The organism is Xanthomonas sp., assembly GCF_017163755.1.
Lineage (GTDB): Bacteria > Pseudomonadota > Gammaproteobacteria > Xanthomonadales > Xanthomonadaceae > Xanthomonas_A.
Window position 1 is genome coordinate 38,944 of the sequence record NZ_JAFIWC010000008.1, and the last position, 25,689, is coordinate 64,632.

Below are 25,689 nucleotides of genomic sequence, written 5' to 3' on the forward strand. Positions count from 1 at the left end.
TCAGCCATGCGTGCCGGCGACTGCCAGCACCGGTGGCGGCTCGGCTCCCTGGCGGATCAGCGACTTGAGCGAGGAACTGGAGATGTCGGCGGTGCGCGGCAGGTAGCGCACCTGGCACAGCGTGGACAGCGCATCGAAATGGCCGCTCCAGTCCGAGCCCATGACCAGCAGGTCCGCGCCGAGCCTAAGGATGTCCTCGGCCTTCTGTTCCCAGGTGTGTTCCGGGAACACGTCGTCCACGTAGCGGATCGCCCGCAGCACCACTTCGCGGTCGGCGTAGCTCTGCGTGGCGCGCTTGTGCTTCAGCGCGTTGAAGCTGTCGCTGGACAGCCCCACCACCAGGCGGTCGCCCAGCGCGCGGGCGCGGCGCAGCAGGTTGACGTGACCGACATGGAGCAGATCGAAGGTGCCGTACGTCACGACGAGTGCCATGGTGGAGTTTCCGCAAAGTGGAAGGGAACGTCGCTACGTGATGCAAACGGTGTGCCGCGGCGCCCGGCGCGGCGCGCCCTATCGGGTGATGCGGATGCCGACCTGCACCCATTCGGTCTTCCACAGGTACTCGAAGTCCCGGTCGTAGGTCCGGCACCAGTCCAGCAACGCGCGATGCTCGTCGTCCTGGAAGCGGTCGCCGACCTGCATGAAGTATTCATCGAACACGATCACCGTGCCCGGCGCGATGCGCGGCTCGAGCCCGGACAAGGCCTCCAGGGTCGAGCTGTACAGGTCCGCATCGGCGTGGATCATGGCCAGCGGCGCATCCAGCCCCTCGGCGAGCCCCGGGACCGTGTCGCGGAACCAGCCCGGCACCACCTTCACGTTCGGCGCGTCGAACGTCGGGATCTCGTCGCCGGCCAGCGAGAACGCGCCCTTCTTCCACGGCCCCATCCAGTCCTCGGGCAGGCCCTCGAAGCTGTCCAGCAGGTACAGCGTACGCTCCGGCGGAATGAGCCCGGCCAGGAACCTGGCGCAGTGTCCCTTGTAGACGCCGAGCTGGAGGTAGTCGCCCGGCAGCGTGACTTCGCCGACGCCTTCGTACAGCGAGGTCAGCTTGTAGCTGTACCAACGGTCCTCGTTGTCGGCGAACGTGCGCGTGCGCAGTTCGGGAACCCCGGGCAGCCGTTCCCGGATCTGCTGGAACTTCTCCGACTGCGTGGCACTGGCCATGCCCGCCGCCTCAGACCGCATGGGCCGCGCGCAGCGCGGCCAGGTGCCGGTCGTCGACGTCGATGCCGCAGAGCATCAGGTTCAACAGCGCGACCTGCAGTCCCATCGACCAAGGCGCCACGTCCGGATGATCCTTGATCGCCGGGCTTTGCACGTCGATGAAGGCGATGTCCTTGCCCCGCGACGACTGCATGGCGATGTCGCGGATGTAGGGGAACTGCGGCGACTTGTCCGAATAGATCACCACGCGTTCGGCCGGCGCGCCCTCGGCGGCCAGGTGATGGGCGAACAGCGCCTGCTTGCTGCGCGGGAACAGCCCCTGGGTGAAGTGCGAGTCGCGGTAGCGATGCAGGTAGTAGTCGTCCGACAGGATCGGCTCGACGCAGACCAGCTTCATGCCCGAGCGCAACGAATGGAGCAGGGCGCCGGACGCGCCTTTCGATGCGCCGTACAGGACGATGTGCTGCGGCGCTATCGCAAGGTCCAGCGCGACCTTGGCGATGAGCGCGGCGACGCGCTCCTCGTTGTCCGGCTGCGCATTGGTGTTGGTGTAGAACGCGCCGACCACCCCGCCGAGGTCGGCGATGCGCAGCACGGCGGTATCGAAGGGCGTGTATTTCGCCGCCTGGTTGAGGTTCCGGGCGAAATACCGGGCGGAGAAGCCGGCCTCGTACATCTGGTCGACCTTGGAGATGCAGGAAAAGACCACCAGCAGGCGGCGCGCGACGACGTCCTGCTGCTGCTCCAGCTTGTAGCAGACGCCGTTGTATTCCCTCAGCCCGAAATCGGTTTTCTCGGCCCAGAAGCTCGGCGCGATGGACGCGTGCACGAACGAGGTGACCGCCGCGCCGTCGTTGGCGTATTTGTAGACCAGGAAGCCCTGGTCGACCAGCGACACCAGCGATTCCTTCAGCTGTGGGTCCCTTCGCGAGAGCCGGATGCAGTTGTCCTCGCCCGGGTGGCGCAGGTGCACGAACCGGGCCTGCCCGAGATCCGCGCCGGCCAGCTCGCTTGCGTCAATCTTCACCGCTCCACTCATCGATCGTCCTCTGGAATGCTTGCAAGCGCCCGGCCGGGACGGCCCCATGCCGCATGACCGGCGCCGTGGCGCGCGCGCTCTCGGGCGCACGGCACCCTGCCTGGGATGCAAGCAGGATGCCAATCGAAGTCGAAAAAGGGGCGCCGGGAAGGCCGGCTCAGCTGGCCAGTTCGGTCTGGTCGCGGTCGATGCCGTACTTGCGCAGCTTCTCCACCAGCGTGGTGCGGCGCAGGCCGAGCAGCTGGGCCGCGTGCGCGACCACGCCCTGGGTGCGTTCCAGCGCCTCGTTGATCAGCGCCAGTTCGATGTTGGCCATGTGTCCGCGCAGGTCCATGCCGCTTTCCGGCAGCGTCACCGCCGCCGGGCTGACCGTCGGGTCGCCGCCGGCGAGCAGCGGCTTGCCGCTGGCGTGCAGGTCGACCACGTTCGGCTGGCGCCGCGGGTCGGCCGGCACCGGTTCCGGCGGCGCGGATACGTCGATCGACGAGGCGAAGTCGCCGCGGTAGCGCGCCGGCAGGTCCTGCACCCGCACCAGCCCGCTGGGGTGCAGCACCGCCAGGCGTTCGACCAGGTTGGTCAGTTCGCGCACGTTGCCCGGCCAGTCGTAGCCGCGCAGCGCCAGCAGCGCCTCCTCGGAGAAGCGCACTTCGCCGCGCCCGGTGCGCGCCAGCTGCGCGGCGATGGTGTTGACCAGCGCCGGCAGGTCGTCGCTGCGCTCGCGCAGCGCCGGCATCTCGATCGGGAACACGTTGAGGCGGTAGAACAGGTCCTCGCGGAACTGGTTGCCGGCGATGCGCTCTTCCAGGTTGCGGTGGGTGGCGGCGATGACGCGCACGTTGCAGCGGATGGTGACGTTGCCGCCGACGCGCTCGAAGCTGCGCTCCTGCAGCACGCGCAGCAGCTTGACCTGCATCGGCAGGCTCATGTCGCCGATCTCGTCCAGCAGCAGGGTGCCGCCCTCGGCCATCTCGAAGCGGCCCTTGCGCGCGGTCAGCGCGCCGGTGAACGAGCCCTTCTCGTGCCCGAACAGCTCGCTCTCGAGCAGGTCCGGCGGGATCGCGCCGCAGTTGATCGCCACGAACGGGCCGTCGCGGCGCGGCGACTGCTGGTGGATCGCGCGCGCGACCACTTCCTTGCCGGTGCCGGACTCGCCCAGCACCAGCACGGTGGTGTCGAACGCGGCCACCTGGTCGATCAGCCGTCGCAGCCGGGTCACCGCGGCGCTGTTGCCGGTCGGGCCGCTGTCCTGCACGGCGCCGGCCTGGTGCTCGGCGTCCAGGCGCTTGAGGCTGGCGCGGCGCAACAGGGTCTCCAGCTGCGCGTGGCGCAGCGGCGCCTCCAGCTGCCACACGTTGGCCTCGTGCAGGCCGTGGCGCTGGGCGAAGGCCTGCGCGTCGCCGCACAGCATCAGCACCGGCGGCGGCAGCGGACTGCGCGCGACCCAGCCGAAGAACTCGTCGGCCTGGGCCTCGTCGTCGAGCCCGCCGACCAGGATCGCCATCCATTCGGTCTGCCGGTGGCGTCCCGGGTTGATGTCGGCCACGTCGGTGACCCAGCGCGGGTTGAGGTCCATGAACTCGAGCAGGCTCACGGTACGTTCGGCGCGCACCGCGTCGCCATCGATCACCAGGATGCGTGACTCGCTCATGCCGGTACTCCTTCGGTGCGTAAGCCCTCCAGGATCGGCATCACTTCCTGGATGTAGGACAGCTTGCTGACGAAGTTGTCGGCGCCGGCGCGCATCGCGTGCTCGCGGTGCTCGGCATCGTCGAAATGGCTGGCGATCACGATGTACGGCGCCTGGTCCTGGGTCTTGATCAGGCGCGTGGCCTGCAGACCGCCCATTTCCGGCATCGCCAGGTCCATCAGCACCACCTGCGGGCGCAGCGACTCGGAGCGTTCGATCGCCTCCAGGCCGTTGGCGGCGCTGCCGACCACTTCCATCCAGTCCAGCTTGCGGAAGTGGCGCATCGCCGCGTTGATGAAGCCTTCGTGGTCGTCGACCAGCAGTACGGACAGTTTGTTCATGTGCAAGGGTTCCTTAGCCCGCGCGGGCCAGTAGCGGCTTGGCGCCGCGACGGCGTTCGCGAGCCGGGGCGATGTCCAGTTGTTCACGATACTTGGCCACGGTACGCCGCGCCACGTTGACGCCCTGTCGCGACAGCAGCCCGGCGATGGCCTCGTCGGCCAGCGGACGGCCGGCCGGCTCCGATTCGATCAGGCGCCGCACCATCGCGCGCACCGCCTGCCCGGACACCGTGGCGCCTTCCAGGCGCACGGCGAAGAAATGCTTCAGCTCGAAGGTACCACGCGGCGTCTGCAGATACTTGCCGGTGGTGATGCGCGAGATGGTGGACTCGTGCATGCCGATCTCGTCGGCCACTTCCTTCAGGGTCAGCGGTGCCATCGCTTCCTCGCCCTTGACCAGGAACGCGGCCTGGCGCTCGACGATGGCGCGGGTGGCGCGCAGCAGGGTCTCGTAGCGCATCGACAGGCCGCGGGTCAGCCAGCGCGCTTCCTGCAGCATCTCGCGCAGCGGCTGCGCGGCGTCGCCGGCTTCGGCCAGGGCGCGCTCGTGCATGGGGTTGATGGTGACGCGGTGGGTGGTGGCCGGGTTCAGCGCCACCCGCCAGCTGCCGTCGGCGTGCCAGGCGATCACGTCCGGGATCACGTGGCCCAGGTTCTCCGGCTGCAGGCTGTCGCCCGGGCGCGGCTGCAGCGACAGGATCAGCCGCACCGCCTCGCGCACGTCGTCGGCCTCGGCGTCGAGCTGGCGCGCGATCAGCGGATAGTCGTGGCTGGCCAGCAGGTTCAGGTCGCCGTCGAGGATGCGCGCGGCCAGGTGGCGGGCGGCGACGCGGCCGGGCAGGGCGGCCAGCTGCACGCTCAGGCATTCGCGCAGGTCGCACGCGGCCAGGCCGGTCGGGTCGCCCTGCAGCAGGCGCTGGCGCACCGCCTCCACCCGCGCGGCATCCAGGTCGAAGCGCGCCGAGGCGAGCAGGGTCAGCGTGTGCAGCGACTCACTCAGGTAGCCGGCGTCGTCGGTGTGTTCGAGCCAGAACGCGGCCACTTCCAGTTCGCGTTCGTCCAGTTCCAGCGCCAGCCGCTGCAGCACCCGCACCTGCGGGTCGGTGGACTCGCCGGCGGCGATGCGCTGCATGCGGTCTTCGTCGCCTTCGCTCCAGCCGGCGGCCGGGGTATCCCACATCGAGGTTTCCGGCAGCTCGTCGAAGGCGGCCGTGTCCAGCGCCGCGTCGTGCTGCACCACCGGCTCGAGCGCGCCTTCGGACTCTTCCAGTTCGAGCAGCGGATTGGTCTCCAGCGCGCGCCGGATCTCCAGTTCCAGCTGCATGCCGTCGAGCTGCAGCAGCCGGATCGACTGCAGCAGCTGCGGGGTCAGGTGGAGTTGCTGGCCAAGCTGGACGGAGACGGTCGGCTTCATGGGTCGTTCCTTGGGTGACGCCAACTCTCCGGCGCCTTGGAACGCATATTGCTTGCCGCCTGTCGGGAAGAGAATCAGGACGTTCCTGAGGCGTGTAGTCAAATTCCTGACGGGGTGTAGGGAATTCCCTTACAGAGGTGTCAGGAGCGCCGGTAGTCCGACGGCGCAATCCCAGTGCTGGCGCGGGGTGCCGGTCCGGCGTCGCAAGCTGACCGGTTTATGCAAGCCTGGTGCCATTCGTAGACGGCGGGATCCCGGCGGCGGCTCAGGTCAGCTCGTTCTGGTGCCGCGCGGCCAGCAGCACCAGGTCGTTGGCGCGCCGGCAACCCAGCGATTCCATCATCCGCGCGCGGTGCGTCTCCACTGTCTTGACGCTGATGCCCAGGTCCGCGGCGATCTCCTTGTTGCTCTGGCCGCGGCCGATCTGGCGCAGGATCTCGCGCTGCCGCGGCGACAGCGCGGCGATGCCGACCGGGCGCTCGCGGCCGAGCATCGGCGCCATCATCTTCGAGGAGATCTGCGGGCTCAGGAACAACTGGTTGGCGCTGGCCGCGCGCAGCGCCAGCTCCAGTTCCAGCGGCGCGGCGTCCTTGACCACGAAGCCGGTGGCACCGCGGTCCAGCGCGTCGCGCACGTGCGCCGGGTCGTCGTGCATCGACATCATCACCACGCGGGTCTTGGGCGAGATCTGCAATACATCGGTCAGCGCGTCCAGGCCGCTGCGCCCGGGCAGCGACAGGTCCATCAGCACCAGGTCGGGGCGGTGCAGGGTGGCCAGGTCGACCGCCTGCTGGGCGTTGCTGGCTTCGGCGACGACATCGACGTCGGCAAACGTCTGCAGCAGCCGGCTCAGGCCTGCGCGGACCAGATGATGATCGTCGACGATGATGACTCGCACGTTGGAAAGTCCCTCTCTCTAGTCCCGCACCTTAGCCGAGCGCGCCGCCGCCGCCAACCATGGCCGGCCACGCGGCGGCCGGCGCGCGCGCTCAGCGCAGGCGCCGGCTCTCGGCGATCTGGCGCCGGTGCATGCGGAACAGGTGCCGTTCCAGGGCTTCTTCGAGCGCGGCCGGCTGGTCGTCGAAGCGCAGCCACAGGTGGAATCCGGCGCCAGCGCCGGCATCGGCCTCGGCCACCACCCGTACCGGCAGTTCGAGATAGTCGGGCAGCCAATCGGAGGGTTGCAGGCGCACCAGGCCGGCCGCACCGGGCGAAGCGCCGCTGCGCGAGCCGAGCTCCAGTCGCAGGCCGCGGCGCGACCAGCGCAGCGGGCGCAGCGGCAGGGCGTCCTCGTTCTGCCGCGCCAGGCGGCCGAGCAGGACCAGCATCAGGTCCAGCTTGGCGTCCATGCGCTGCAATTGCAGCGGCAGTTCGCCGCGCTCCTCGTTGCCGTCGTCGCTGCGCATGTCCTCGACCTGGGCCAGGCCGCGCAGCAGCGCCTCGCCGGCGCTGAAGCGGCCGACGCCGTTGCCGACCCGGAAGTCGGCCGGCAGCGCCAGGTCGCAGCTGAGCGTGTCCTGGAACAGTTCGGTTTCGGCGGGGTGCTGGATGCCGCCGTCCGATGCCGCGTTCATCGCAGCGATCCGGCCTGCGAATAGGCGCGCGCGGCGTTGTTGGACTGGCGGCTGGCGCGCAGCCAGGCGCCGGCTTCGTCGCGCGCCTCGCGCATCCGCGCCATCAGCCGCTGCTGCAGTTCCAGCAGCGAGGCCATCCCGGCGATGGACGCCTCGCGCCCGGCCTGGGCGATGTACTGGCGCAGGTGGCGGTCGTGGTCGGCGACCATCTGCGCCGCCAGCGCGTGCTCGTCGCGGTCCAGGGCGTCCTGCAGCGCAAGCAGCTCGGCATGCAGCGACTCGATGCTGGAAGCGGCCGCGTTCATGACGCGACCGCGGCCGACAGCTCGCGCTGCTGATGCGGAATGGCGTTCCACGCCGCGTCGATCTCGCTGAGCAGTTCCAGCGACTCGACCAGCGCGCTGTCGTCGTTGTGCAGGTTGGCCTCGGTCAGGCGGTGCATGACGTAGTCGTACAGCGCCGAGAGGTTGTTGGCGATCTCGCCGCCGGCCTCGTGGTCGAGCGAGCCGTTGAGGTGGCCGACGATGGCGCAGGCCTCGCCGATCGCCTTGCCCTTGCGCGCCTGGTCGCCCTGCGCCAGGCATGCCTGCGCCTGGCGGATGCGCTGGCAGGCGCCGGCGAACAGCAGCGAGACCAGCTTGTGCGGGTCGGCGTCGGTGACGCTGGTGGACACGCTCATCTTGCGATATTGCTCGGCGAATTGGCGAGTGGAACCGTGCATGAAAAACTCCCTCGGGTGACGTGGCGGCCGCTTGCCACGGCGCGTGGCGATGGCGCCACGGCGGCGGTACTCGGAGCCGGTCCGGAATGACTGTCGATACTAAAGTTATCGGCCACTAGGCGGTTCGACTTGAGTCCGGTGAAGGGCATATCGATAACGATTATCAGCTGTTGGTGGCGAACTGCTGCGCCAGGTAGTTGCTGGTGGTCTGCATCTGCGCGACCAGCGTGTCCATCGCGGTGAAGCGCGCGGTGTACTGCTTGGTCAGCGTCTCCATGCGCTTGTCCAGCGCGTCGAGCTGGTCGGTCAGGTCCTCGATGTGCTTGCTCAGGCTGGCGGTGCGCTGGCTCAGGGTGCCGTTGGTCGCATCCAGGTTGCTGTCCAGCACCTTGTCCAGGCCGCTGGCGAAGCTGCCGTCGGCGCCGAACATCGCCTGCGCCGCGGCCGGGTCCTTGGCGATGGCCGAGTCGAACTTGGCGCCGTCGAAGCTCATCACCCCGTCCTTGGAGATGGTGACGCCCAGTTCCTTGAGTTCGTAGACGTTGCCGGTGACCTGCGCGCGCAGCGACTGCTGCAGCCCGCGCACCAGCGAGTCGCCGGTCAGCGCCGAGGCGGTGTTGGTGGTGGAGTTGTAGGCCGTGGACGACTTGAGCACGGTGTTGACCGCGTTGTAGGCGCTGGCGAAGGCGGTCAGGTTGGCCTTCAGCGCGGTGTTGTCCTTGGCGATGCTCAGGTTGTACTTGCTGCCCTCGGCGGCCTTGGTCAGGTTCAGCGTCACCCCGGGCACCAGGTCGCTGACCGCGTTGCTGCTGGAGGTGCGCTCGAAGCCGTCCACGCGCACCACCGAGTCGGTGGCCGGCACGGTCTGGGTCATGCCGCCGGCGGCGCCTGCGCCGTAGGTCAGCGCGCTGAGCCCGCCGTTGCCGCCGGAGGCGGTGATGGTCAACGCGCCCTTGGTGCCGGAATCGACCGCGTTGAGCACCAGGTGGTCGCCGTCGTCGGCGCTGACCACGCTGGCGGTCACGCCGCTGCCGTTGGCGGCCTTGTTGATGGCGCTGGCGATGTCGCTGAGGGTGCTGCCCTGGGCGACGCTGACGTTGAGCGAGCTTTCGCCGTAGGCGATGGTCAGGGTGCCGTCGCCGACCACCGCATCGTCGGCGAACGCGGCCGAACTGAGCTTCTGCCGCTCGGCCAGCCTCACCACTTCGATGCTGTAGGTGCCGGCGCTGGCGCTTTCGGTGACGCTGGCGGTGTAGCCGGCGCCTTCGGCGACCGTGGCCTTGTAGGCAGCCTTGGTGCTGGCCGTGGTCAGCGCGGTCAGCGCGGTCTGCAGGTTGGTCAGTCCGCTCTTGATCGTGCCGAGCGCCGAAAGTTTGGCGCTGGAGGCGGTGCCGTCCTTGTTGATGCGGTTCTCGGCCGGGGCGCGCTCGGCCTTGACCAGGTTGGCGACCAGGGTGGGGATGTCCAGGCCGGAGCCGACAGCGCTGAGCGATGAAGCAGCCATAACGAGCGTCCTTACGGTAGCTGGCACGGGCGGAACCGCCAGCAGTTGATGGTCCTATCGGCCGGTGGCGCGCAAGCTTTAGCGCGCCGGTCGCCCGGGTAGGGATTGTCCCTACCGCCATGCAAGTCCCGTACCTGGAACCGCGCCCAAAAGGCCGGCGCAAAAAAAAAGCCCCTCCGAAGAGGGGCTTTGGATCGCGCCGCGGGTGCGGGCGAACCGGGCCTGTTACTGCAGCAGGCTCAGCACGTTCTGCGGGACCGACTTGGCCTGCGCCAGCATCGCGGTACCGGCCTGCTGCAGGATCTGCGTGCGGGTCAGTTCGGCGGTTTCCTTGGCGTAGTCGGTATCGCGGATGCGGCTGCGCGAGGCCGACAGGTTCTCCGAGGTGGAGCTCAGGTTGGCGATGGTCGAGGTGAAGCGGTTCTGCACCGCACCCATGTCGGCGCGCGAGGAGTTGACCGAGGTCAGCGCCTTGTCGACGATTTCCAGCGCCTTCTGCGCGCCGGAGAAGGACGAGATGTCAAGGTCTTCCAGGGTGCTGGTGGTGCCGGCGACCGCGGTGGCGGTGGCGTTGATGCCGCCGAACGCTACGGCCAGGCCGGTGGCGTCGCTGGTGCCGGCGGTGAACGAGAAGTCCTTGCCAGCCTTCAGCGATTCCAGCTTCAGCTTGCCGGCGGAGTCGATCGAGGCGTACACGCCGGTCTGGTCCAGCTTGTCGTTGATGGCCGCGGCGATCTTCTTGTCGACATCGGCGGCGGTGTCGCCCACGGCGACCTTGACGCTGGCGATGCTCTGGCCGTTGACCTGGACGCCCGAGACGCTGCCCGAAGCGGTAGCGGTACCGGTGACGAAGTCGGCGGTGCTGGTCTGCGCGGCGGCGAAGCCGGCCTTGCCCAGCGAATCGACGTTGGCGTCGACGATCGAGTTGATGCCGATGGTCTGGCCGGCGTCGGCGCCGACCTGGAACAGCGCGCCGGAGAAGTCACCGTTCAGCAGCTTGGTGCCGTTGAAGCTGGTCTGGTTGGCGACGCGGTCGATTTCCGACAGCAGCTGCTTGACTTCCGAGTTCAGCGCCTCGCGGTCGGTGTCGGAGTTGGTGGCGTTGGCCGACTGCACCGACAGCTCGCGGATACGCTGCAGGTTGTTGCCGATTTCGACCATCGCGCCTTCGGCGGTCTGGGCCAGCGAGATGCCGTCGTTGGCGTTGCGCGAGGCGACGTCCAGGCCGCGGATCTGGGTGGTGAAACGCTCGGAGATCGCCAGACCGGCGGCGTCGTCCTTCGCGCTGTTGATGCGCAGGCCCGAAGACAGGCGCTGAATCGTCGTCGCCATGCTCGAGCTGGTGCTGTTGAGGTTACGCTGAGCGTTCAGCGACATTACGTTGGTGTTGATTACCTGTGCCATTTTGATATCTCCTCTAAGCGATTTATCCGGCCACCTGTCGGTGCCTGGAGCCTCCGCAGGGGGGCCATCAATTGGCCGTTGCCGCTGCTGAGATAGGTAACGGCGCCGTGTCAACAACCTTTAGCGATTTTCTGCGGAATATTCGCGATTCGCTGCATCGGGCAGGGCGGTCGCAGGTTGCGCGGGCGGCGCGAAGAGCTTGTTTCGGCCGCGGATTGCCAAACTTTAGAGTTGCTGCGCAGGCGCCACCCGCGGCCGACGGCAATGACGAACCCGGTATAAAGGAAGCGTCGCCTCGCTTCGGGCCGAGGAGGACTTCACCCGATTGCGGATAAGCGGCAAGAACGCCGTCCGGAAGGTCGGCGCAAGGAAACAACGCGTAAGGCGCAAAGACCATAAAGGCGGCCAAGAGGATCCGGCCAGGCGCGGGTAAGAACGCTACGCCAGGAAGGGCATCGAGAGCGGTACGAAGAAACGCCGCAGGCAATGCGCGGCGGTGTATCCGTGGCCCCCGCGGCCCAGGAACAGCGCAGCCTGGGCGATCAGCGCGCCGCGGCGGGCACCGGCGCCGGTTTCGCCGCCGGTGCCGGGGCCGGGCGCTTGGCCGGCACCACCCCCGACTGCAGCCGGCGGATCGAGGCGATCGGCACCGCTTCGGCGCGACGTTGCGTGGGCCACCACAGGAATACGAACGCGCTGCTGGACCCCAGCAGTTTCGCGTTGCCCGGCAGCGCCGCGCGGTCGCCGCTGAGCATCACCTGCACCGGCGTGCCCGCGCGGCCATCGCGGATCTTCTCGGCCGTGTTCGAGGCATACAGTGCCGCACCGATGGCCATGAAGCAGACCACCGCCATGCACATGCCGGTCAACGGCCGCAGCCCGGACAGTTCCCAGCTCATCCACGGCGAATGCGAGAACAGCAGCCGCCAGCCCCAATGCCGCGCGCGCAGGCGCTCCACCTTGGCCGGGTTGCGGCGGCGCAGCGTCTCCGGCCAGCCGAGCACCACCGCGATCAGGATGCCCAGCAGCAGGATCAGGATATAGGCCGGATCGCGCAGGCCGGCGACCAGGAAGTCGCTTACCTGCAGGTAGTCCAGGATCGACAGCTGGAAACGCCGGTAGAAGAAATAACTCGACCACAGTCCCAGCGCGGACAGAAACACGTAACCGGCACTGACCATCAGCGCCGGCTCCTGCCGCAGCAGGCGCCAGATCTCCGCGACCATCGAGTCCTGGTTGACGTGCTTGACCGGCAACAGCGACCAATCGGTCGGCGTCTGCTCGATCGCCCCGGCATCCTGCCCGCCGCCAGCGGCGACCGCCGCCCCATCGCGGTGGATACCGTCCTCTTCCCTGGTGCTCATGCGCTTCTCCCCCGTTCGGCAGAGCATCGCGCAATTTCGTGGCCGATGAAAGCCACCCTCGGCGCCGCAGCGGCGCTGCGGTCGCACATCGGTGCGTTGAGCTCCGCCGGAACCGTGGCGCCGTCGGCACGGACTGTCATGCGCGCAGGGGTCAGCGGATCGAGTTGAACAGCGACATCGACTGCATCTGGGTGAAGATGGTCTGCGCCGCCTTCAGCGCCGCCTGTTCGAGCTGGTACTGGCCGATCGCCTCGGCGTAGTCCAGGTCGCGCAGCGACGACAGCGTGGTCTTGAGCGTCACCGTGTTGGACTCGCGCAGTTCGCTGGCGTTGTCCAGCGCGGCCAGCTGCGCGCCGCCGGAGGCGCGCGCGTCGATCATCTTCGCCGAGGCCTGGCTGATGTCGCGCATCGACGACTGCAGGGTGTTCTGCAGCGCGGCCTTGTCCGCGGCGGTCAACGGATCGGAGCCGAGCGCGTCGACCAGGTCGGTGATGGTGGCGAACACGTCCTTGTTGGTGGATGCGCCGATGTCGAAGCTGTCGCCGGCCGCCGGCGCGCCGTCCAGGCGCAGCGTCAGGCCGTTGAAGCCGATGCTCTCGCCGGCGACATAGGTGCCGGTCTGCAGCACGGCGCCGCCGCTGTCGCGCACTTCATAGGTGTCGGCGGCGGTGAACGCGACGCTGTAGCTGCCGCCGTTCCAGGTGCCGGAGCTTGCGTCGCGGCCGTAGCTGAGCAGCAGCCCGGTGCCGGTGTTGGCGCCGGCCGCGTGCGCGTCGACGGTGCCGTCGCCGGTGCGGATGCGCATGAATACCTCGCTGCCGGGCAGGGCGTCGGCGACCTTGGTGTCCGGCGCCACTTCCACGCTGCGCTGGGTCTGGTCGCCGTTGTAGACCACCTGGCCGCCGACCACCGCGAACGGCGCGCTGTCGTCGGCGGTGCCGGCGAACAGATAGCGGCCGCTGCCGTCGGTGCTGTTGGCCAGGCTCAGCAGGCCGTCGTGCAGCGACTTCAGTTCCGAGGCGATGGCCTTGCGGTCGTCGCTGGTCAGCGCCGAGCTGTTGGCCTGGATGGTCAGCTCGTTGACCCGCGCCATCAGTTCGCCGGCCTGGGCCAGCGTGTTCTCCTGCAGGCCGAGCCGGTTCTGCACGTTGTTGGCGTTCTGGCCGAAGCGCTCCAGCTCGGCGACCGCGCGATCCAGATTGACCGCGGTGCCGGCGGCGACCGGGTCGTCGGCGGCGGTGACCAGGCGCTTGCCGCTGGCCAGCTGCGCTTCCAGGTGCGAGATCTTGGCCTGCTTGCCCAGCATGGTGGACACGGACTGGTTGAACATCATGCCGGTGGAGATGCGGTTCATCGGATTGCACTCAGGATGGACTGGAACATCGTGTCGGCGGTGGAGATCAGCTGCGACGCGGCCTGGTAGGCCTGCTGCAGGCGCAGCATGTCCGAGGCTTCCTCGTCCAGGTTGACGCCGGAGACCGAATCGCGCGCGTCCTGCGCGTTGGTGTGGATGATCTGCTGCGCCTCGGCCGAATACGAGGCCTGCCGCGCCGCCGAACCGATCGAGGTGGTCAGCCCGGACACCGCGCCGTTGAGGGTGATGGTGTTGCCGTTGAACGCCTTGGCGTCGTCCAGGTTGGCCAGCAGCAGGGCGTTGCCGTTGTCGCTGGAGCCGGCGCCGGTCGGGCCGACGCCGAAGCTGTCGCCGGCGACCGGGGCGCCGTCCAGGGTCAGGCTCCAGCCGTTGGCGCTGATGGTCTGCCCGGCGGTGTAGGGGAACGGTCCGGCGCCATCGATGGTGTACTGGTTGGCGTCGATGAACTCGATGTTCGCCGGAACCAGCAGGTTGGCGTTGCCGGCATCGGTGGCGCGCACCTTGCTGACCACGCCGGTGCCCAGATTGGCCAGGTCGGTGGTGGCCTTGATCGGCGTGGCCGCGGCGATGCGCGAGGGATCGGTGATCGCCACGGTCAGCGTGCCGGCCACGCCGGCGGTGGGCTGCAGCAGGAACCTGTCGCCGGCGGCGGCGGTGCCGGACAGCTGCAGTTCCACGCCGTTGACCACGAACGGGTCGGCGCCGGTGCCGGTGCCGGTCAGCGCCACGCTGGCGCCGGTATCGGCACGGTTGGCGGTCCAGGCGCTGCCGTCGAACTTGAGCACCAGGTTCTGCCCGTCGAGCTTGCTCAGGTCGCCGACGCTGGCGCTGAAGCTGGCGCTGCCGGTGTTGGCGCTGTGGCCGTTGACGGCGGGCGAGGGCAGCGAGAAGAAGTCCCCGCCCAGGTTGCCGTACAGGTCCATGCCGCCGCTATGGGTCTGGTTGTAGGTCACCGCCAGGCCGGTGGCGATGCGCCCCAGGTCGGCGATGGCCGGATCCAGCACGCTGCTGCGGAACTCGAACAGGCCGCCGATCTGGCCGCCGAGCGCGTTGCCGTTGAGGGTGATGGTGCCGCCCTGCGCCTTCAGCGCGACCTGCAGCCGCCCGGGCTGGTACGGATCGGCGACCGTGGTCAGGGTCGAGGCGGTGGTGCCGACCACCATCGCCTGGCCGCCGGTGGTGTAGACGTTGATCGCGCCGCCGTCCTGGCTGACCGCGGTGCCGCCGGTGTAGCCGACCAGCTGGCTGATCAGCTGGTCGCGGCGGTCGAGCAGGTCCGGCGCCGCGCCGGCGGCGTTGCTGCCGATCGTGCCGTTGAGCTTGGCGATCTCGGTGGCCAGGCGGTTGGCTTCGGCGGTGCTGGACAGCAGGCCGTTGTTGACCTCGTTGTCGAGCGCGTCCAGCTGGCCGTCGAGCTGCTTGAAGCGGGTGGTCAGCGCGGTGGCGTTGTCCAGCAGGCTCTGCCGGCTGGCGGTGGAAGACGCGTTGGACGACAGCCCGCTGCTGGCGTCGAAGAACTTCGACCACAGGCCGGAAATGTTGGTCGCGGTGTCGGAGAACAGCCCGTCGACGCGGCCGGCCAGGCTGGACAGCTGCTGCAGCCGCGCCAGTTCGCCGCCGCTGTCGAGCAGGCGCGAGGTCGCCAGCTGGTCGGCGATGCGGCTGATGTCGGTGATCTGGGTGCCGTTGCCGATGTAGTCCGAGCCGTACCGGGTCGGCGTGGAGGTGGCGAAGGACACCCGCTGCCGGCTGTAGCCGTCGGTATTGATGTTGGCGACGTTGTGGCTGACGGTGGCCAGCGCCCGCTGGAAGGCGATCAGCGCGTTGGTGCCGGTGGAAAGTACGGACATGGTCGGCTACCTCAGCGGCGGTTGATGCGGGACGCATCGGAGTTGCTGGCGAACACGCGCTCGACGCCGGCCACCGCCGCGCTGCCGATCGCGGCGACGGCGCGGCCGATGGTCGGGCCGCCGGCGATCGCGGCGATCTTGGCCGCGTACGACGGGTCGGTGGCGTAGCCGGCGCGCTGCAGGCCCTGGGCGAAGCCGCGGATATCGGTACCGGCCTTCAGCGCCTGCTGGTAGCGCGGGTTGGTCTTCAGCAGGCGCACGTAGTCGGCGAAGCTCTCCGCCGCCGAGGCGTAGGCACGGAAGTCGGCGGTCTGCGACTGCTTGACCCCGTTGACGTATTCGTGGGTGCCGGTGGTGGCGCGCTCGCCGCTCCAGCCGGTGGCCTTGATCCCGAACAGGTTGTTGGAGCTGCCGCCATCGTTGCGCTGGATGCCCTTGCGCCCCCAGCCGGTCTCCAGCGCGGCCTGCGCGACCAGCGCGCGCGCGTCCACGCCCAGTTCCTTGGCCGCCTTCTGCGCGTGGGTCCAGATCTGCGCGACGAAGCCTTCCGGGGTGCGCTCGCCCAGGCTCGCCGCTGCCGCCGTGGCGGCCGCGCTGGCGTCGGCATCGGTCTGCGCGCCGGCGCCGTCGGTGGCGGCCAGGTCCTGCCAGCGGTCGTCGGCCATCGGCCAGGCCAGCGGCACGTTGCCTTCGGCCGGGCTGCTGCCGATCGCATCGTGCATCGCGCTGGTCTCGCGGCCGGCGATCAGGTCCAGCACGCGGTCGATCTGGTGCTGCGGCGCATTGCCGGCATCCAGGCCGGCCAGCGCGCCGTCGTCGTTGCCGCTGGCGGCGGCCGCGCCCGCCGCGGCGATGCCGTTGCCGCTGCCGGCGCCTTGCCCGGACACCAGCGAGTACGCCTTGGCCGCGGCCTGCGCGTTGCCCAGCGAGGTGTTGACCGGTGGCGCCGGCTCGTTCTTGCCGCCGCCCAGCTGCTTGGCGATCATCGCCGCCAGTCCCAGGCCCTTGCCGTCGGTCAGCGACTTGGCCATCTGCTGGTCGTACATGTCGCGGAACGTCTGGTTCTCGCCCGGGAACAGCGAGTCGCCGAAGCTGGCGTCGCGCATGCTCTTGACCAGCATCTGCGCGAACTGTCCTTCGAGCTGGCGCGACACCTTGTCGATCCGGGCCGGATCGTTCTGGGTGGTCGGGTTCAGCTCGATGGGAGAGGCGGAGATGCGCATGTCAGATCACCTCAAGCTCCGCGCTCAGCGCGCCAGCCTGCTTCAGAGCTTCCAGGATCGCGATCAGGTCGCCGGGGGCGGCGCCGACTTCGTTGACCGCGCGTACGATCTCGTCCAGCGAGGTGCCGCCTTCGAACTTGAACATGCGGCTGCCTTCGTTGGTGGCGGTGATGGTCGACTTCGGCGCGACCACGGTCTGGCCGTTGCTCAGCGCGTTGGGCTGGCTGACCTCGGTGCCCTCGCTGATGGTGACGGTCAGCGAGCCGTGCGAGATCGCCGCCGGGCTGACCCGCACCTGCGAGCCGATCACCACCGTGCCGGTGCGTGCGTTGACCACCACCTTGGCCGGCGCCGCGCCCGGCGACAGCTCGATGTTCTCGATCCGCGACAGCAGGCCGATGCGCGCGCCCGGGTCGGTCGGCGCGCGCACCGCCACGGTGACGCCGTCGACCGCGCGGGCGCTGCCGGCGCCGAATGCGTTTTCCAGCGCCGCGACCATCCGCGACACCGTGGTGAAGTCGTTCTGGTGCAGGTTCAGGGTGATCTCGCCGCTGGCGCCGAACACGTCCGGCAACGCGCGCTCCACCGTCGCGCCGTTGGGGATGCGGCCCACGCTCGGCACGTTGACCGAGATCCGCGAGCCGTCCTTGCCCTGCGCGCCGAAGCCGCCGACGATCAGGCTGCCCTGCGCGACCGCGTAGATCTGGCCGTCGGCGCCCTTCAGCGGCGCCATCAGCAGCGAGCCGCCGCGCAGCGAGACCGCGTTGCCGATCGAGGACACGGTGATGTCGATCGGCTGGCCGGGCTTGGCGAACGGCGGCAGCTCGGCGTGGATCGCCACCGCGGCGACGTTCTTCAGCTGCGGATTGACGTTCGCCGGGACATTGACGCCCAGCTCGCCAAGCATGTTCTTCAGGCTCTGCACGGTGAACGGCGCCTGGCTGGTGCGGTCGCCGCTGCCGTCCAGGCCGACCACCAGGCCGTAGCCGACCAGCGCGTTGCCGCGCACGCCGCCGACCTGGGCCAGGTCCTTGATGCGTTCGGCGGCGGCCGGAGCGGCGACGCCGCAGCACAGCACGAAGGCGGCGAGCAGGCGGCAGGGCAGGGAGGAGATGCTCATGGAAGCCTCAGTACGGCGAGAAGCGCGAATTGAAGAAGCGGCTCAGCCAGCCCATCGCGTTGGATTGCGCGATGGCGCCGCGGCCGCCGTAGGCGATGCGCGCCTCGGCCACCTTGCTGGAGGGAATGGTGTTGTCCGGGGCGATGTCGGCGGCGCGGACGATGCCTTGCACCTGCACCAGTTCGTCGCCCTGGTTCAGGCGCAGGTTCTTCTGCCCCTGGATCACCAGGTTGCCGTTGGGCAGGCGCTGCATCACGGTCACGGTGATGCTGCCCTGCATCCGGTTGCTCTGCGCCGAGTTGCCCTTGCCGGCGAAGCTGCGGTCGCCATTGGTGGAGTTGCTCAGCACGTCCAGGCCGCCGACGGTCAGCGGCGCGCCGAGCAGCGTCGGCGAATCCATCGTCACCGTGTCGGCCTTGCTGATGCTGGTGTTGGCGCTGGAGCTGGCGGTGGTGCTCTCGACCAGGGTGATGGTCAGCAGGTCGCCGACGTCGCGCGCGCGGCGGTCCGAGTACAGCTGCAGCCCGGGGCCGGCGGCGTAGATCGCGCCGGCGCTGGCCTGCGCCATCGGCGCGACCACCGGCACGATCGGCGCCATCGGCGCGTACGGGCGCACGTCGCCGGCGGCGACGCCGATGCTGGCGCAGCCGCCCAGCAGGGGCAGGGCGAGGGCGACGGTGAACGGGAGAGCGGACAGACGCGACATGGCAGGTTCCAGGAAAGTCGGGATCAGACGTTGTTGTTCAGATAGCCGAGCATCGAATCGGTGGTGGAGATCGCCTTGGCGTTCATCTCGTAGGCGCGCTGGGTCTCGATCATGCTGACCAGCTCCTCGACCACGTTGACGTTGCTGCCTTCCAGCGAGGCCTGCACGGTGGTGCCCAGGCCGTTGAGGCCGGGCGTGCCGTTCTGCGCCGGACCGGAGGCGGTGGTTTCCGCGTACAGGTTCTCGCCGCGCGCCTGCAGGCCCGACGGATTGATGAAGTCGGTCAGGGTCAGCGAGCCGATCTCCAGCGCCGCGGCGGTGCCGGCCATCTGCACGCTGACGGTGCCGTCGGTGCCGATGGTCAGCGACTGCGCGCCTTCCGGGACCTGGATGCCGGGCTGCACCGGATAGCCGCTGTTGGTGACCAGCTCGCCCTGCGCGTTGATCTGGAAGCTGCCGTCGCGGGTGAACGCGGAGGTGCCGTCGGGCATCAGCACTTCGAAGAAGCCGCGGCCGTTGACCATCACGTCCAGCGCGCGGCCGGTCTGCTGCGGGTTGCCCTGCTCGAAGTCCTTGGAGGTGGAGACCACGCGCACGCCGGTGCCCAGCTGCAGGCCCGACGGCAGCTGCGTCTGCGCCGACGTGGAACCGCCGGGCTGGCGCACCTGCTGGTACAGCAGGTCCTCGAAGCTGGCACGGTCGCGCTTGAAGCCGGTGGTGTTGGTGTTGGCCAGGTTGTTGGAGACGACCGACATGCGCGTCTGCTGCGCATCCAGTCCGGTCTTGGCGACCCACAAAGCCTGATTCATGACCCGATTCCTCTGATGGTGGCCCCGAACGCTGCGACGGGGCACTGGGACTGATGCATGCGCCGTGCCAAAGCGGTCGCCGGGTTTCCGGCGACCGCCGGCGTCAGCCGTTCAGGCGCAGCAGGGTGTTGGCGGACTGCGCGTTCTCGTCGCCGTGCTTGATCACCTTCACCTGCATCTCGAACTGGCGCTGCAGCTGGATCATCTGCACCAGCGCGCCGGCCGCATCGACGTTGCTGCCTTCCAGCGCGCCGCTGTTGACCGCGCGGCCGGTGGCCTGGACGAAGGCCTGGGCCGGATCGGTGCTGATGTTGCGCATCAGCCCGTCGGGGCGGCGGGTCAGCCGTTCGGCCGGCGCCTGCACCACCTTCATCTGCCCGACGATGGTCATGGTCTGCGGGCCTTCGCCGAGCGGCACGATCGAGATCGTGCCGTCGCTGCCGATCTCCATCGACTGGTTCGGCGGGATCGCCATCGGGTTGCCGTTGGTGTCCAGCACCGCGCGGCCGCTGGCGGTGACCAGCTGGCCGTTCGGGGTCAGCGCCAGTTCGCCGCCGCGGGTGTACGCCTCGCTGCCGTCGGCCGCCTGCACCGCCAGCCATGCGTCCTGGCCCAGCGACACGTCCAGCGCGTTGCCGGTGACCTGCTGCGCGCCGACCTCGCGGTCGAAGCCCTGGTCCACGTGCATGGCGTCGATCCGCGACGGATAGCCGGCGCCGCGGATGCGGAACGCCTCGGTATTGGCCAGCGCCGCCTTGAACCCGGGCGTATCGACGTTGGCCAGGTTGTGCGACACGGTGCCCTGCGCCTGCAGCGAGGCGCGGGCGCCGGTCATGGCGACGTAGAGTGCTTTGTCCATCGGAAGCTCCTGGGGGCCGGGACTCGGGACTCGGGACCCGGGACTCGGAAAAGCGCGGAGATCGGCAGGTGTGCGTTATGCCGCCGCTGCCGTCGCTTTTCCGAGTCCCGAGTCCCGGAACCCGAGTCCCGGGTTCACCATCAACGGATATTGATGATGGTCTGCGTGACCTGGTCCTGCGTGGAGATCATCTGCGAGTTGGCCTGGAAGTTGCGCTGCGCGACGATCATGTTGACCAGCTGTTCGGTGAGGTCGACGGTGGAGGATTCCAGCGCGCCGGCCTGGATGTCGCCGAAGTCCGAGGTCGCCGGCGCGCCGGTGCGCGCGTTGCCGGAGGCCGAGCTCTCCGCCCACACGTTGTCGCCCAGCGAGGTCAGCCCCTGCGGGTTGACGAAGTTGGTCATCGCCACCTGGCCCAGCGCGCGGTCGGCGTTGTTGGAGTAGCGCGCGTAGACCACGCCGTTGGCGTCGATGCTGATCTCGTTGAGCTTGCCGCTGGCGTAGCCGTCCTGGCGCGCGTCGCGCAGCGCGAACGATTCGCCGTACTGGGTGGAGCCGCTCACGTCCAGGCTCAGGTTGAGCACGCCGGCGCCGGTGCTCGGGGTGAACGGATCCAGGGCGATGCGGCCGTCGGCCGGTGCGGTCAGCGCGCCGTTGCCATCGAACTGCAGCGTGCTCGGCGTGCCGACCGCCGCGCCGTCGACGTAGTTGTGGACCATCCACTGGTTGGGGGTGGCGGTCTTGACGAAGTACGAGGTCTGGGTATGGCTGACGCCCAGCGAGTCGTAGACGGTGATGCCGCCGGTGGAATGGTTGTAGCTGTTGGCGTCGGTCGGGCTGAAGGTGGCCACGGTCGGCGCGGTGGCATTGGCCGGCAGGGTGAACATCAGGTTCACCGCGTCGGTCTGCTTGGGCGAGCTGTCGGTGGTCAGCAGCTGCAGGTCGGTCAGGGTGCCCACGGCGAAGCCGTTGCCGTTGGCCGCCGGCGGAAACACCTGCAACCGCGCGCCCTGCGGATTGACCACGTAGCCGTTGCCGTCGGTCTGGAAGTTGCCGGCGCGCGAGTACACCTTGGCGCCGTTGGAGGTCAGGGTGAAGAAGCCCTCGCCGGAGATGGCCAGGTCCAGGTTGCGCCCGGTCGGATCGACGTTGCCCTGCGAGAACTGCTGGGCGACGTTGCTGACCCGCACGCCGGCGCCGACCGCGTTGCGCGACAGGCCGTAGCCGGTGGTCGAGAACAGGTCGGCGAACTCCGCGCGCGATTCCTTGAAGCCGGTGGTGTTGACGTTGGCGATGTTGTTGGCGGTGACGTTGAGGTCGGTATTGGCCGCTTTGAGGCCGGACAGCGAAGTGTTGAAACCCATGATGGACTCCTGTGGATTGACCGGCTCAGCTGATGCGGAGCACGTCGGCGATCGGAACTGTGCCCAGCCCCGTCAGATCGAGATAGATGCTGTCCGAGCCGAGCGTTGCGCTCTCGACCGGGGCCTGCACGAAGGTGGAGAGCTTGCTGTCGGTGCCGGAGCCGTCGGTGTGGACCGCGGCGATGGTGTACTTGCCCGCCGGCAGGCGGTTGCCGTTGGCGTCGGTGCCGTCCCAGCTGAAGTTGGTTTCGCCGGCCTTGCTGGCGGTGACGCTGATCTGCTTGACCGCCACGCCGTTGGCGTCGGTCACGGTGAGGTTGACGATGCCGGCGCTGGGCGCGGCGACCAGGCCGTTGGCATTGCCCTCGGCGTTCAGCGGCACGGTCGCCGACGGCACCAGCACGTCGTGCCCGACCAGCGCCGCGCCGCGCAGGATCTGGTCGGCATTCATCGACGCCGACAGCGCGGTCACGGTCTTGTTGAGGTCGCCGATGCCCTGCACGGTGGACAGCTGCGCCATCTGCGAGACCATCTGGCTGTTGTCCATCGGCTTGAGCGGGTCCTGGTGCTGCAGCTGCTCGGTCATCAGTCGCAGGAAGTCGGCCTGGTTCAGCGACGACGACGACTCGGGGGTCTTGGTGGTACTGGCGGAGGTCAGCCCGAGGCTGGCGTACAGGTCGCTGGAAACGGTGCTCATCGGATAGGTCCTAGGCCGCTAGGCGGCGGGGGTGAGGGCGCTCAGCGGCCCATGGTCAAGGTGGCCAGCGCCAGTTCCTTGGCGGTGTTGAGGACTTCCACGCCCGCCTGGTAATTGCGCGAGGCGGAGATCAGGTTGACCATCTGCGACACCGGGTCCACGTCGGGCGTATAGATGTAGCCGTCGGCGTCGGCGAGCGGATGGCCCGGTTCGTAGCGTTTGAGCGGCGGGTCCTTGCTCTGGGTGATCTCCTTGACGTTGACCGAGGTCAGGCTGCTGTCGCGTGGGTTCTTCACCGCCTGGAAGATCGGCTCGATCGGCTTGTAGGCCGCCTCGGCCGAGCCGGCCACCGAATCGGCGTTGGCCAGGTTGCTGGCGATGGTGCTCAGGCGCACCGACTGCGCCTTCAGCGCCGAGCCGGCGACATCGAAGATCGGGAGGTTGCTCATGGCTTATTGGCCTGTGATCGCGGTGAGCAGGGTGCGCACCTTGGATTCGACGAAGCTCAGCGAGGCGCGGTACTCCAGCGCGGCGCGGCCGTAGGCGGCGCGCTCGGCATCCGGATCGACGGTATTGCCGTCCAGGCTGGGCTGGGCGGCCTGGCGTGTGATCTGGAACGGGTTGAGCGCATCGCCGCTGCCGCCGACCGCAAGGTGCCGGCTGTCGGTCACCGCCAGCTGGCGGCCGTCGCGCTGGCCCTGCGCCTGGCGCATCGCCGCGTCGAAATCCAGGTCCTGCGCCTGGTAGCCGGGCGTGTCGACGTTGCTCAGGTTGCTGGCGATCAGCTTCATCCGTTGCTCGCGCAGCGGCAGGGCGTCGCCGTGGACCCCCAGATAGGATGAAATCAGATTGGACATGGCGCGCTCCCGCGGTGTGGTGCAAGGAGACAGGCAAGTGCTGTGCCAAACAGCGCCCCGGGAGCGGGCAGGGGGCGAATCGGAGGCGGGCCTGGGCCCGTGCACTGCCGCTGCGCGGCAATGGGAAGCGCCGCCGGCGTTGCGCCGGCGGCCGCGGAAACTCAGGCCGCCTGGGCCTGCGCGACCACCCGCAGGCGCGCCAGCACGTAGTCGGCCAGTTCGTGCGGGCTGTACTTGGCGACGAAGGCGTTGGCGCCCACGCGTTCGACCATCGCGTTGTTGAACACGCCCGACAGCGAGGTGTGCAGCAGCACGTACAGGCCGGCCAGGCCCGGATGGCGCCGAATTTCCGTCGTCAGCGTATAGCCGTCCATCGCCGGCATCTCGATGTCCGAGATCACCATGGCGTAGCGGTCGGCCGGATTCTCGCCGCCGGCGTGGATCTGCAGGAGATGGTCCAGCGCCTGGCGGCCGTCGGACAGCAGGGTCGCGCCGACCCCGAGCTGGTCCAGCACGCTTCGGATCTGCTGCCGGGCCACGCGCGAGTCGTCGACCACCAGCACCTGCAGCTGCGGGCCGTTGGAGGACAGCGCCAGCGACGGGTCGATCTTGGCCTCCATCCGGGTCTGGGCGATGTCGGCCAGCACGCTTTCCACGTCGATGACCTGGATCAGCTCGCCCTGGAAGCGGGTCACCGCGGTCAGGTAGCTGGCCTCGGCGCCCATTTCCGGCGGCGGATGGATGTCCTCGACCGCGATGTTGACTATGCGCTCCACGCCGCTGACCAGGAAGCCCTGCACCGAGCGGTTGAACTCGGTGACCACCAGGTAGCGTGGCGCCTTGTCCGGGTCGGTGTCGCGCTCCGGGTGGCCGATCGCCAGGCCCAGGTCGAGCACCGGCACCGAGCGGCCGCGGACGTCGGCGACGCCGGAGAATTGCAGCGGCAGCCCCGGCACCTGGAACAGGTCCGGCCGGCGCAGCACTTCCTGCACCTTGAACACGTTCACGCCAAAAAGCTGACGACCGCCCAGCCGGAACAGCAGCAGGGCCAGCCGGTTATGGCCCGCCAGGCGGGTGCTCTGTTCGATTCGGTTGAGCAGATCATGTGACATGGCGTTCTTATCGGCGCATCGGCGGCGGAACTTGAGCAGGACCGCGATGCGCGGCGCCGGCCAATCGCGGCACGGCGATTGCATGGCCCTGGACGACCCTATCGTCTCTGCGGAGTGCCCGGCCCCATGCGCCTGATCCTGATTCTGATCCTGTTGGTGGCGGCACCGGCCTGGGCGGCCGAGTTCCAGTCGGTCGAGTCGATCCGCGCCGCGGCGCTGTCCACCATCGGCGCCGACGCCGAAGCCGACGCCACCTTGGACCCGTCGCTGCGGCTGCCGCTGTGCCCGGGCCCGCTGCAGGCGCAGCCCACCGGCACCACGACGGTGGAGGTGAGCTGCCCGCGCGAGGCCGGCTGGCGCCTGTTCGTGCCGGTCAAGGTGCGCCGCTTCCAGAACGTGCTGATCCTCACCCGCGGCCTGGCCGCTGGAGAAACCGTCGGCGCGGCCGATCTCACCTCCGAGCGGCGCGACGCGGCGCGCATCGTCGGCGCGGTGCTGACCGATCCGGCCGCGGCCGTCGGCAAGGTGGTGCGGCGCACGCTGCCCGCCGGCAATCTGTTGTCGGCCACCGATCTGGTGCCGCAGCGGCTGGTCCGGCGCGGCGACAATGTGGCGCTGGTGGCGCGCCGGGGCGGCCTGGAGGTGCGCATGGCCGGGCGCGCACTGGCCGATGCGGGGGAGAACGAGCGGATATCCGTCGAAAACCTGTCGTCACGGCGGGTCGTTCAGGGAACGGTGTCACAAAATGGCGACGTTTTCGTGACGCGGTGAAATTTCCTCCTAAAGTTCGGACGGAGGTCGCCGTTACCTTCACCGAACCCGTTAGCAGGACTCCGCCATGAGCCAGAAGATAGAAGGGAACTCGCCGACCCCGGCCGCCCTTCGCACCACCGCCGTCAACACCAAGGCCGCCACCGGCGTGTCCGACGACGGCCGTACCCGCGCGGTGGACGCCACGGCCGCGGCCGACAGCCTGCGCCTGACCGGCGAGGCTTCCGGCCTGCAGACGTTGCAGCGCGAACTGTCGACCGCCCCGGCGGTGGACGAGGCGCGCGTGCAGTCCGTGCGCGACGCATTGCAGAACGGCAGCTACAAGATCAACCCGGACGCCATCGCCAGCCGCATGCTCGACCTGGATCGACAACTCAGCGCATGAACACATCCGTGACCCACCCCTTGCAGCAGCTCAGCGACGCACTCGCCGGCGAACGGCAGGCGTTGTTGGATCACGACGTGGAAGGCCTGATGCGCGCGACCAGCGAAAAGCTGGCCGCCTTGCGCGCGATCGAGGCCGACATGCCGGCCGGTGCCGAAGCCGAGTCGCGCCTGCGCGAGCTGGCCGACGCCAACCGCGCCAACGGCGCGTTGCTGTCGCGGCGCCGGCGCGAGGTCAACTGGGCATTGCGCCACCTGGGACGCAGCGAAAGCGGTTCGTCCTACGATGCCAAGGGCCAGTCCGACACGCTGCGCTCCAGCCGGCCGCTGGCGGTCGCCTGACGCAG

28 protein-coding genes are annotated in these 25,689 nt (G+C 69.0%); 3 read left to right on the plus strand and 25 right to left on the minus strand.

Annotated elements, in window-relative coordinates; all coding sequences use genetic code 11:
- The 25 genes from JR065_RS07040 to JR065_RS07160 all read right to left on the minus strand — a co-directional run bounded on the left by JR065_RS07040 (position 1) and on the right by JR065_RS07160 (position 24,187).
- Positions 1-432: an adenylyltransferase/cytidyltransferase family protein gene (locus JR065_RS07040; protein WP_206233309.1), complete on the minus strand. Its 432-nt coding sequence runs from the start codon at positions 430-432 to the stop codon at positions 1-3.
- 78 nt (positions 433-510) lie between these two features.
- Positions 511-1,167 carry a TylF/MycF/NovP-related O-methyltransferase gene (locus JR065_RS07045; protein WP_206233310.1) on the minus strand — a complete coding sequence of 219 codons (657 nt, stop codon included), beginning with the start codon at positions 1,165-1,167 and terminating at the stop codon, positions 511-513.
- Positions 1,168-1,177: 10 nt separating this feature from the next.
- A complete protein-coding gene (locus JR065_RS07050) occupies positions 1,178-2,194 on the minus strand; it encodes an XcbB/CpsF family capsular polysaccharide biosynthesis protein (protein WP_206233311.1) in 1,017 nt (338 codons plus the stop codon).
- A gap of 169 nt (positions 2,195-2,363) precedes the next feature.
- Positions 2,364-3,854, minus strand: coding sequence for a sigma-54 dependent transcriptional regulator (locus JR065_RS07055; RefSeq protein ID WP_206233312.1), 1,491 nt, complete (start codon positions 3,852-3,854; stop codon positions 2,364-2,366).
- Complete coding sequence (locus JR065_RS07060) at positions 3,851-4,234, minus strand: response regulator (RefSeq protein ID WP_206233313.1); 384 nt, start codon at positions 4,232-4,234, stop codon at positions 3,851-3,853. The genes JR065_RS07055 and JR065_RS07060 overlap by 4 nt, the downstream gene beginning before the upstream one ends.
- 13 nt (positions 4,235-4,247) lie before the next feature.
- Positions 4,248-5,648 carry an RNA polymerase factor sigma-54 gene (gene rpoN / locus JR065_RS07065; RefSeq protein WP_206233314.1) on the minus strand — a complete coding sequence of 467 codons (1,401 nt, stop codon included), beginning with the start codon at positions 5,646-5,648 and terminating at the stop codon, positions 4,248-4,250.
- A gap of 265 nt (positions 5,649-5,913) precedes the next feature.
- On the minus strand, positions 5,914-6,546 hold the full coding sequence (locus JR065_RS07070) for a response regulator (protein ID WP_206233315.1): 633 nt from the start codon (positions 6,544-6,546) through the stop codon (positions 5,914-5,916).
- A 91-nt stretch (positions 6,547-6,637) separates the two neighbouring features.
- The gene (locus tag JR065_RS07075; RefSeq protein ID WP_206233316.1) at positions 6,638-7,222 is read right to left on the minus strand and encodes a PilZ domain-containing protein; all 585 of its coding nucleotides are present in this window, start codon (positions 7,220-7,222) and stop codon (positions 6,638-6,640) included.
- Entirely contained in the window at positions 7,219-7,527 is a 309-nt protein-coding gene (locus tag JR065_RS07080) for a hypothetical protein (RefSeq protein ID WP_206233317.1), read from the minus strand. The genes JR065_RS07075 and JR065_RS07080 overlap by 4 nt, the downstream gene beginning before the upstream one ends.
- Positions 7,524-7,943: a flagellar export chaperone FliS gene (fliS, locus tag JR065_RS07085; RefSeq protein ID WP_206233318.1), complete on the minus strand. Its 420-nt coding sequence runs from the start codon at positions 7,941-7,943 to the stop codon at positions 7,524-7,526. The genes JR065_RS07080 and fliS overlap by 4 nt, the downstream gene beginning before the upstream one ends.
- 163 nt (positions 7,944-8,106) lie before the next feature.
- Positions 8,107-9,447: a flagellar filament capping protein FliD gene (gene fliD, locus JR065_RS07090; protein ID WP_206233319.1), complete on the minus strand. Its 1,341-nt coding sequence runs from the start codon at positions 9,445-9,447 to the stop codon at positions 8,107-8,109.
- Between the two features lie 225 nt (positions 9,448-9,672).
- Positions 9,673-10,851 (minus strand): flagellin, encoded by a 1,179-nt coding sequence (locus JR065_RS07095; protein ID WP_206233320.1) that lies wholly within the window; start codon positions 10,849-10,851, stop codon positions 9,673-9,675.
- 542 nt (positions 10,852-11,393) lie between these two features.
- Positions 11,394-12,215, minus strand: a complete 822-nt coding sequence (locus JR065_RS07100) for a hypothetical protein (protein ID WP_241093446.1) — start codon at positions 12,213-12,215, stop codon at positions 11,394-11,396.
- Between the two features lie 151 nt (positions 12,216-12,366).
- Complete coding sequence (gene flgL, locus JR065_RS07105; RefSeq protein ID WP_206233321.1) at positions 12,367-13,569, minus strand: flagellar hook-associated protein FlgL; 1,203 nt, start codon at positions 13,567-13,569, stop codon at positions 12,367-12,369.
- Complete coding sequence (flgK, locus tag JR065_RS07110) at positions 13,566-15,440, minus strand: flagellar hook-associated protein FlgK (protein WP_206233322.1); 1,875 nt, start codon at positions 15,438-15,440, stop codon at positions 13,566-13,568. The genes flgL and flgK overlap by 4 nt, the downstream gene beginning before the upstream one ends.
- Before the next feature lie 11 nt (positions 15,441-15,451).
- Entirely contained in the window at positions 15,452-16,663 is a 1,212-nt protein-coding gene (gene flgJ / locus JR065_RS07115) for a flagellar assembly peptidoglycan hydrolase FlgJ (RefSeq protein WP_206233323.1), read from the minus strand.
- Between the two features lies 1 nt (position 16,664).
- Positions 16,665-17,783: a flagellar basal body P-ring protein FlgI gene (locus tag JR065_RS07120; RefSeq protein ID WP_206233325.1), complete on the minus strand. Its 1,119-nt coding sequence runs from the start codon at positions 17,781-17,783 to the stop codon at positions 16,665-16,667.
- Positions 17,784-17,790: 7 nt separating this feature from the next.
- Positions 17,791-18,489: a flagellar basal body L-ring protein FlgH gene (gene flgH, locus JR065_RS07125; RefSeq protein ID WP_206233326.1), complete on the minus strand. Its 699-nt coding sequence runs from the start codon at positions 18,487-18,489 to the stop codon at positions 17,791-17,793.
- Between the two features lie 23 nt (positions 18,490-18,512).
- Positions 18,513-19,298 (minus strand): flagellar basal-body rod protein FlgG, encoded by a 786-nt coding sequence (gene flgG / locus JR065_RS07130; protein ID WP_206233327.1) that lies wholly within the window; start codon positions 19,296-19,298, stop codon positions 18,513-18,515.
- Between the two features lie 103 nt (positions 19,299-19,401).
- Entirely contained in the window at positions 19,402-20,157 is a 756-nt protein-coding gene (locus tag JR065_RS07135) for a flagellar basal body rod protein FlgF (RefSeq protein WP_206233328.1), read from the minus strand.
- Between the two features lie 140 nt (positions 20,158-20,297).
- Positions 20,298-21,521, minus strand: coding sequence for a flagellar hook protein FlgE (gene flgE / locus JR065_RS07140; protein ID WP_206233329.1), 1,224 nt, complete (start codon positions 21,519-21,521; stop codon positions 20,298-20,300).
- A 25-nt stretch (positions 21,522-21,546) separates the two neighbouring features.
- Complete coding sequence (locus JR065_RS07145; protein ID WP_206233330.1) at positions 21,547-22,218, minus strand: flagellar hook capping FlgD N-terminal domain-containing protein; 672 nt, start codon at positions 22,216-22,218, stop codon at positions 21,547-21,549.
- 41 nt (positions 22,219-22,259) lie between these two features.
- Positions 22,260-22,667, minus strand: a complete 408-nt coding sequence (gene flgC, locus JR065_RS07150; protein WP_206233331.1) for a flagellar basal body rod protein FlgC — start codon at positions 22,665-22,667, stop codon at positions 22,260-22,262.
- A gap of 3 nt (positions 22,668-22,670) precedes the next feature.
- Complete coding sequence (flgB, locus tag JR065_RS07155; RefSeq protein ID WP_206233332.1) at positions 22,671-23,075, minus strand: flagellar basal body rod protein FlgB; 405 nt, start codon at positions 23,073-23,075, stop codon at positions 22,671-22,673.
- A gap of 161 nt (positions 23,076-23,236) precedes the next feature.
- The gene (locus JR065_RS07160) at positions 23,237-24,187 is read right to left on the minus strand and encodes a chemotaxis protein (RefSeq protein WP_206233334.1); all 951 of its coding nucleotides are present in this window, start codon (positions 24,185-24,187) and stop codon (positions 23,237-23,239) included.
- A 126-nt stretch (positions 24,188-24,313) separates the two neighbouring features.
- Between JR065_RS07160 and flgA the strand changes: the two genes are divergently transcribed.
- The 3 genes from flgA (at position 24,314) to JR065_RS07175 (ending at position 25,684) form a co-directional block, all read left to right on the plus strand.
- A complete protein-coding gene (gene flgA / locus JR065_RS07165; protein WP_206233335.1) occupies positions 24,314-24,958 on the plus strand; it encodes a flagellar basal body P-ring formation chaperone FlgA in 645 nt (214 codons plus the stop codon).
- A gap of 67 nt (positions 24,959-25,025) precedes the next feature.
- On the plus strand, positions 25,026-25,343 hold the full coding sequence (flgM, locus tag JR065_RS07170; RefSeq protein WP_206233336.1) for a flagellar biosynthesis anti-sigma factor FlgM: 318 nt from the start codon (positions 25,026-25,028) through the stop codon (positions 25,341-25,343).
- Positions 25,340-25,684, plus strand: coding sequence for a flagellar protein FlgN (locus JR065_RS07175; protein WP_206233337.1), 345 nt, complete (start codon positions 25,340-25,342; stop codon positions 25,682-25,684). The genes flgM and JR065_RS07175 overlap by 4 nt, the downstream gene beginning before the upstream one ends.
- Positions 25,685-25,689 lie beyond the last annotated feature (5 nt).

Bases quoted from the DNA above. Each gene is read 5' to 3' on its own strand.
- JR065_RS07040 (WP_206233309.1), bottom strand. From the start codon at position 432: ATGGCACTCGTCGTGACGTACGGCACCTTCGATCTGCTCCATGTCGGT.
- JR065_RS07045 (WP_206233310.1), bottom strand. From the start codon at position 1,167: ATGGCCAGTGCCACGCAGTCGGAGAAGTTCCAGCAGATCCGGGAACGG.
- JR065_RS07055 (WP_206233312.1), bottom strand. From the start codon at position 3,854: ATGAGCGAGTCACGCATCCTGGTGATCGATGGCGACGCGGTGCGCGCC.
- JR065_RS07060 (WP_206233313.1), bottom strand. From the start codon at position 4,234: ATGAACAAACTGTCCGTACTGCTGGTCGACGACCACGAAGGCTTCATC.
- rpoN (WP_206233314.1), bottom strand. From the start codon at position 5,648: ATGAAGCCGACCGTCTCCGTCCAGCTTGGCCAGCAACTCCACCTGACC.
- JR065_RS07075 (WP_206233316.1), bottom strand. From the start codon at position 7,222: ATGAACGCGGCATCGGACGGCGGCATCCAGCACCCCGCCGAAACCGAA.
- JR065_RS07080 (WP_206233317.1), bottom strand. From the start codon at position 7,527: ATGAACGCGGCCGCTTCCAGCATCGAGTCGCTGCATGCCGAGCTGCTT.
- fliS (WP_206233318.1), bottom strand. From the start codon at position 7,943: ATGCACGGTTCCACTCGCCAATTCGCCGAGCAATATCGCAAGATGAGC.
- fliD (WP_206233319.1), bottom strand. From the start codon at position 9,447: ATGGCTGCTTCATCGCTCAGCGCTGTCGGCTCCGGCCTGGACATCCCC.
- JR065_RS07095 (WP_206233320.1), bottom strand. From the start codon at position 10,851: ATGGCACAGGTAATCAACACCAACGTAATGTCGCTGAACGCTCAGCGT.
- JR065_RS07100 (WP_241093446.1), bottom strand. From the start codon at position 12,215: ATGAGCACCAGGGAAGAGGACGGTATCCACCGCGATGGGGCGGCGGTC.
- flgL (WP_206233321.1), bottom strand. From the start codon at position 13,569: ATGAACCGCATCTCCACCGGCATGATGTTCAACCAGTCCGTGTCCACC.
- flgK (WP_206233322.1), bottom strand. From the start codon at position 15,440: ATGTCCGTACTTTCCACCGGCACCAACGCGCTGATCGCCTTCCAGCGG.
- flgJ (WP_206233323.1), bottom strand. From the start codon at position 16,663: ATGCGCATCTCCGCCTCTCCCATCGAGCTGAACCCGACCACCCAGAAC.
- JR065_RS07120 (WP_206233325.1), bottom strand. From the start codon at position 17,783: ATGAGCATCTCCTCCCTGCCCTGCCGCCTGCTCGCCGCCTTCGTGCTG.
- flgH (WP_206233326.1), bottom strand. From the start codon at position 18,489: ATGTCGCGTCTGTCCGCTCTCCCGTTCACCGTCGCCCTCGCCCTGCCC.
- flgG (WP_206233327.1), bottom strand. From the start codon at position 19,298: ATGAATCAGGCTTTGTGGGTCGCCAAGACCGGACTGGATGCGCAGCAG.
- JR065_RS07135 (WP_206233328.1), bottom strand. From the start codon at position 20,157: ATGGACAAAGCACTCTACGTCGCCATGACCGGCGCCCGCGCCTCGCTG.
- flgE (WP_206233329.1), bottom strand. From the start codon at position 21,521: ATGGGTTTCAACACTTCGCTGTCCGGCCTCAAAGCGGCCAATACCGAC.
- JR065_RS07145 (WP_206233330.1), bottom strand. From the start codon at position 22,218: ATGAGCACCGTTTCCAGCGACCTGTACGCCAGCCTCGGGCTGACCTCC.
- flgC (WP_206233331.1), bottom strand. From the start codon at position 22,667: ATGAGCAACCTCCCGATCTTCGATGTCGCCGGCTCGGCGCTGAAGGCG.
- flgB (WP_206233332.1), bottom strand. From the start codon at position 23,075: ATGTCCAATCTGATTTCATCCTATCTGGGGGTCCACGGCGACGCCCTG.
- JR065_RS07160 (WP_206233334.1), bottom strand. From the start codon at position 24,187: ATGTCACATGATCTGCTCAACCGAATCGAACAGAGCACCCGCCTGGCG.
- flgA (WP_206233335.1), top strand. From the start codon at position 24,314: ATGCGCCTGATCCTGATTCTGATCCTGTTGGTGGCGGCACCGGCCTGG.
- flgM (WP_206233336.1), top strand. From the start codon at position 25,026: ATGAGCCAGAAGATAGAAGGGAACTCGCCGACCCCGGCCGCCCTTCGC.
- JR065_RS07175 (WP_206233337.1), top strand. From the start codon at position 25,340: ATGAACACATCCGTGACCCACCCCTTGCAGCAGCTCAGCGACGCACTC.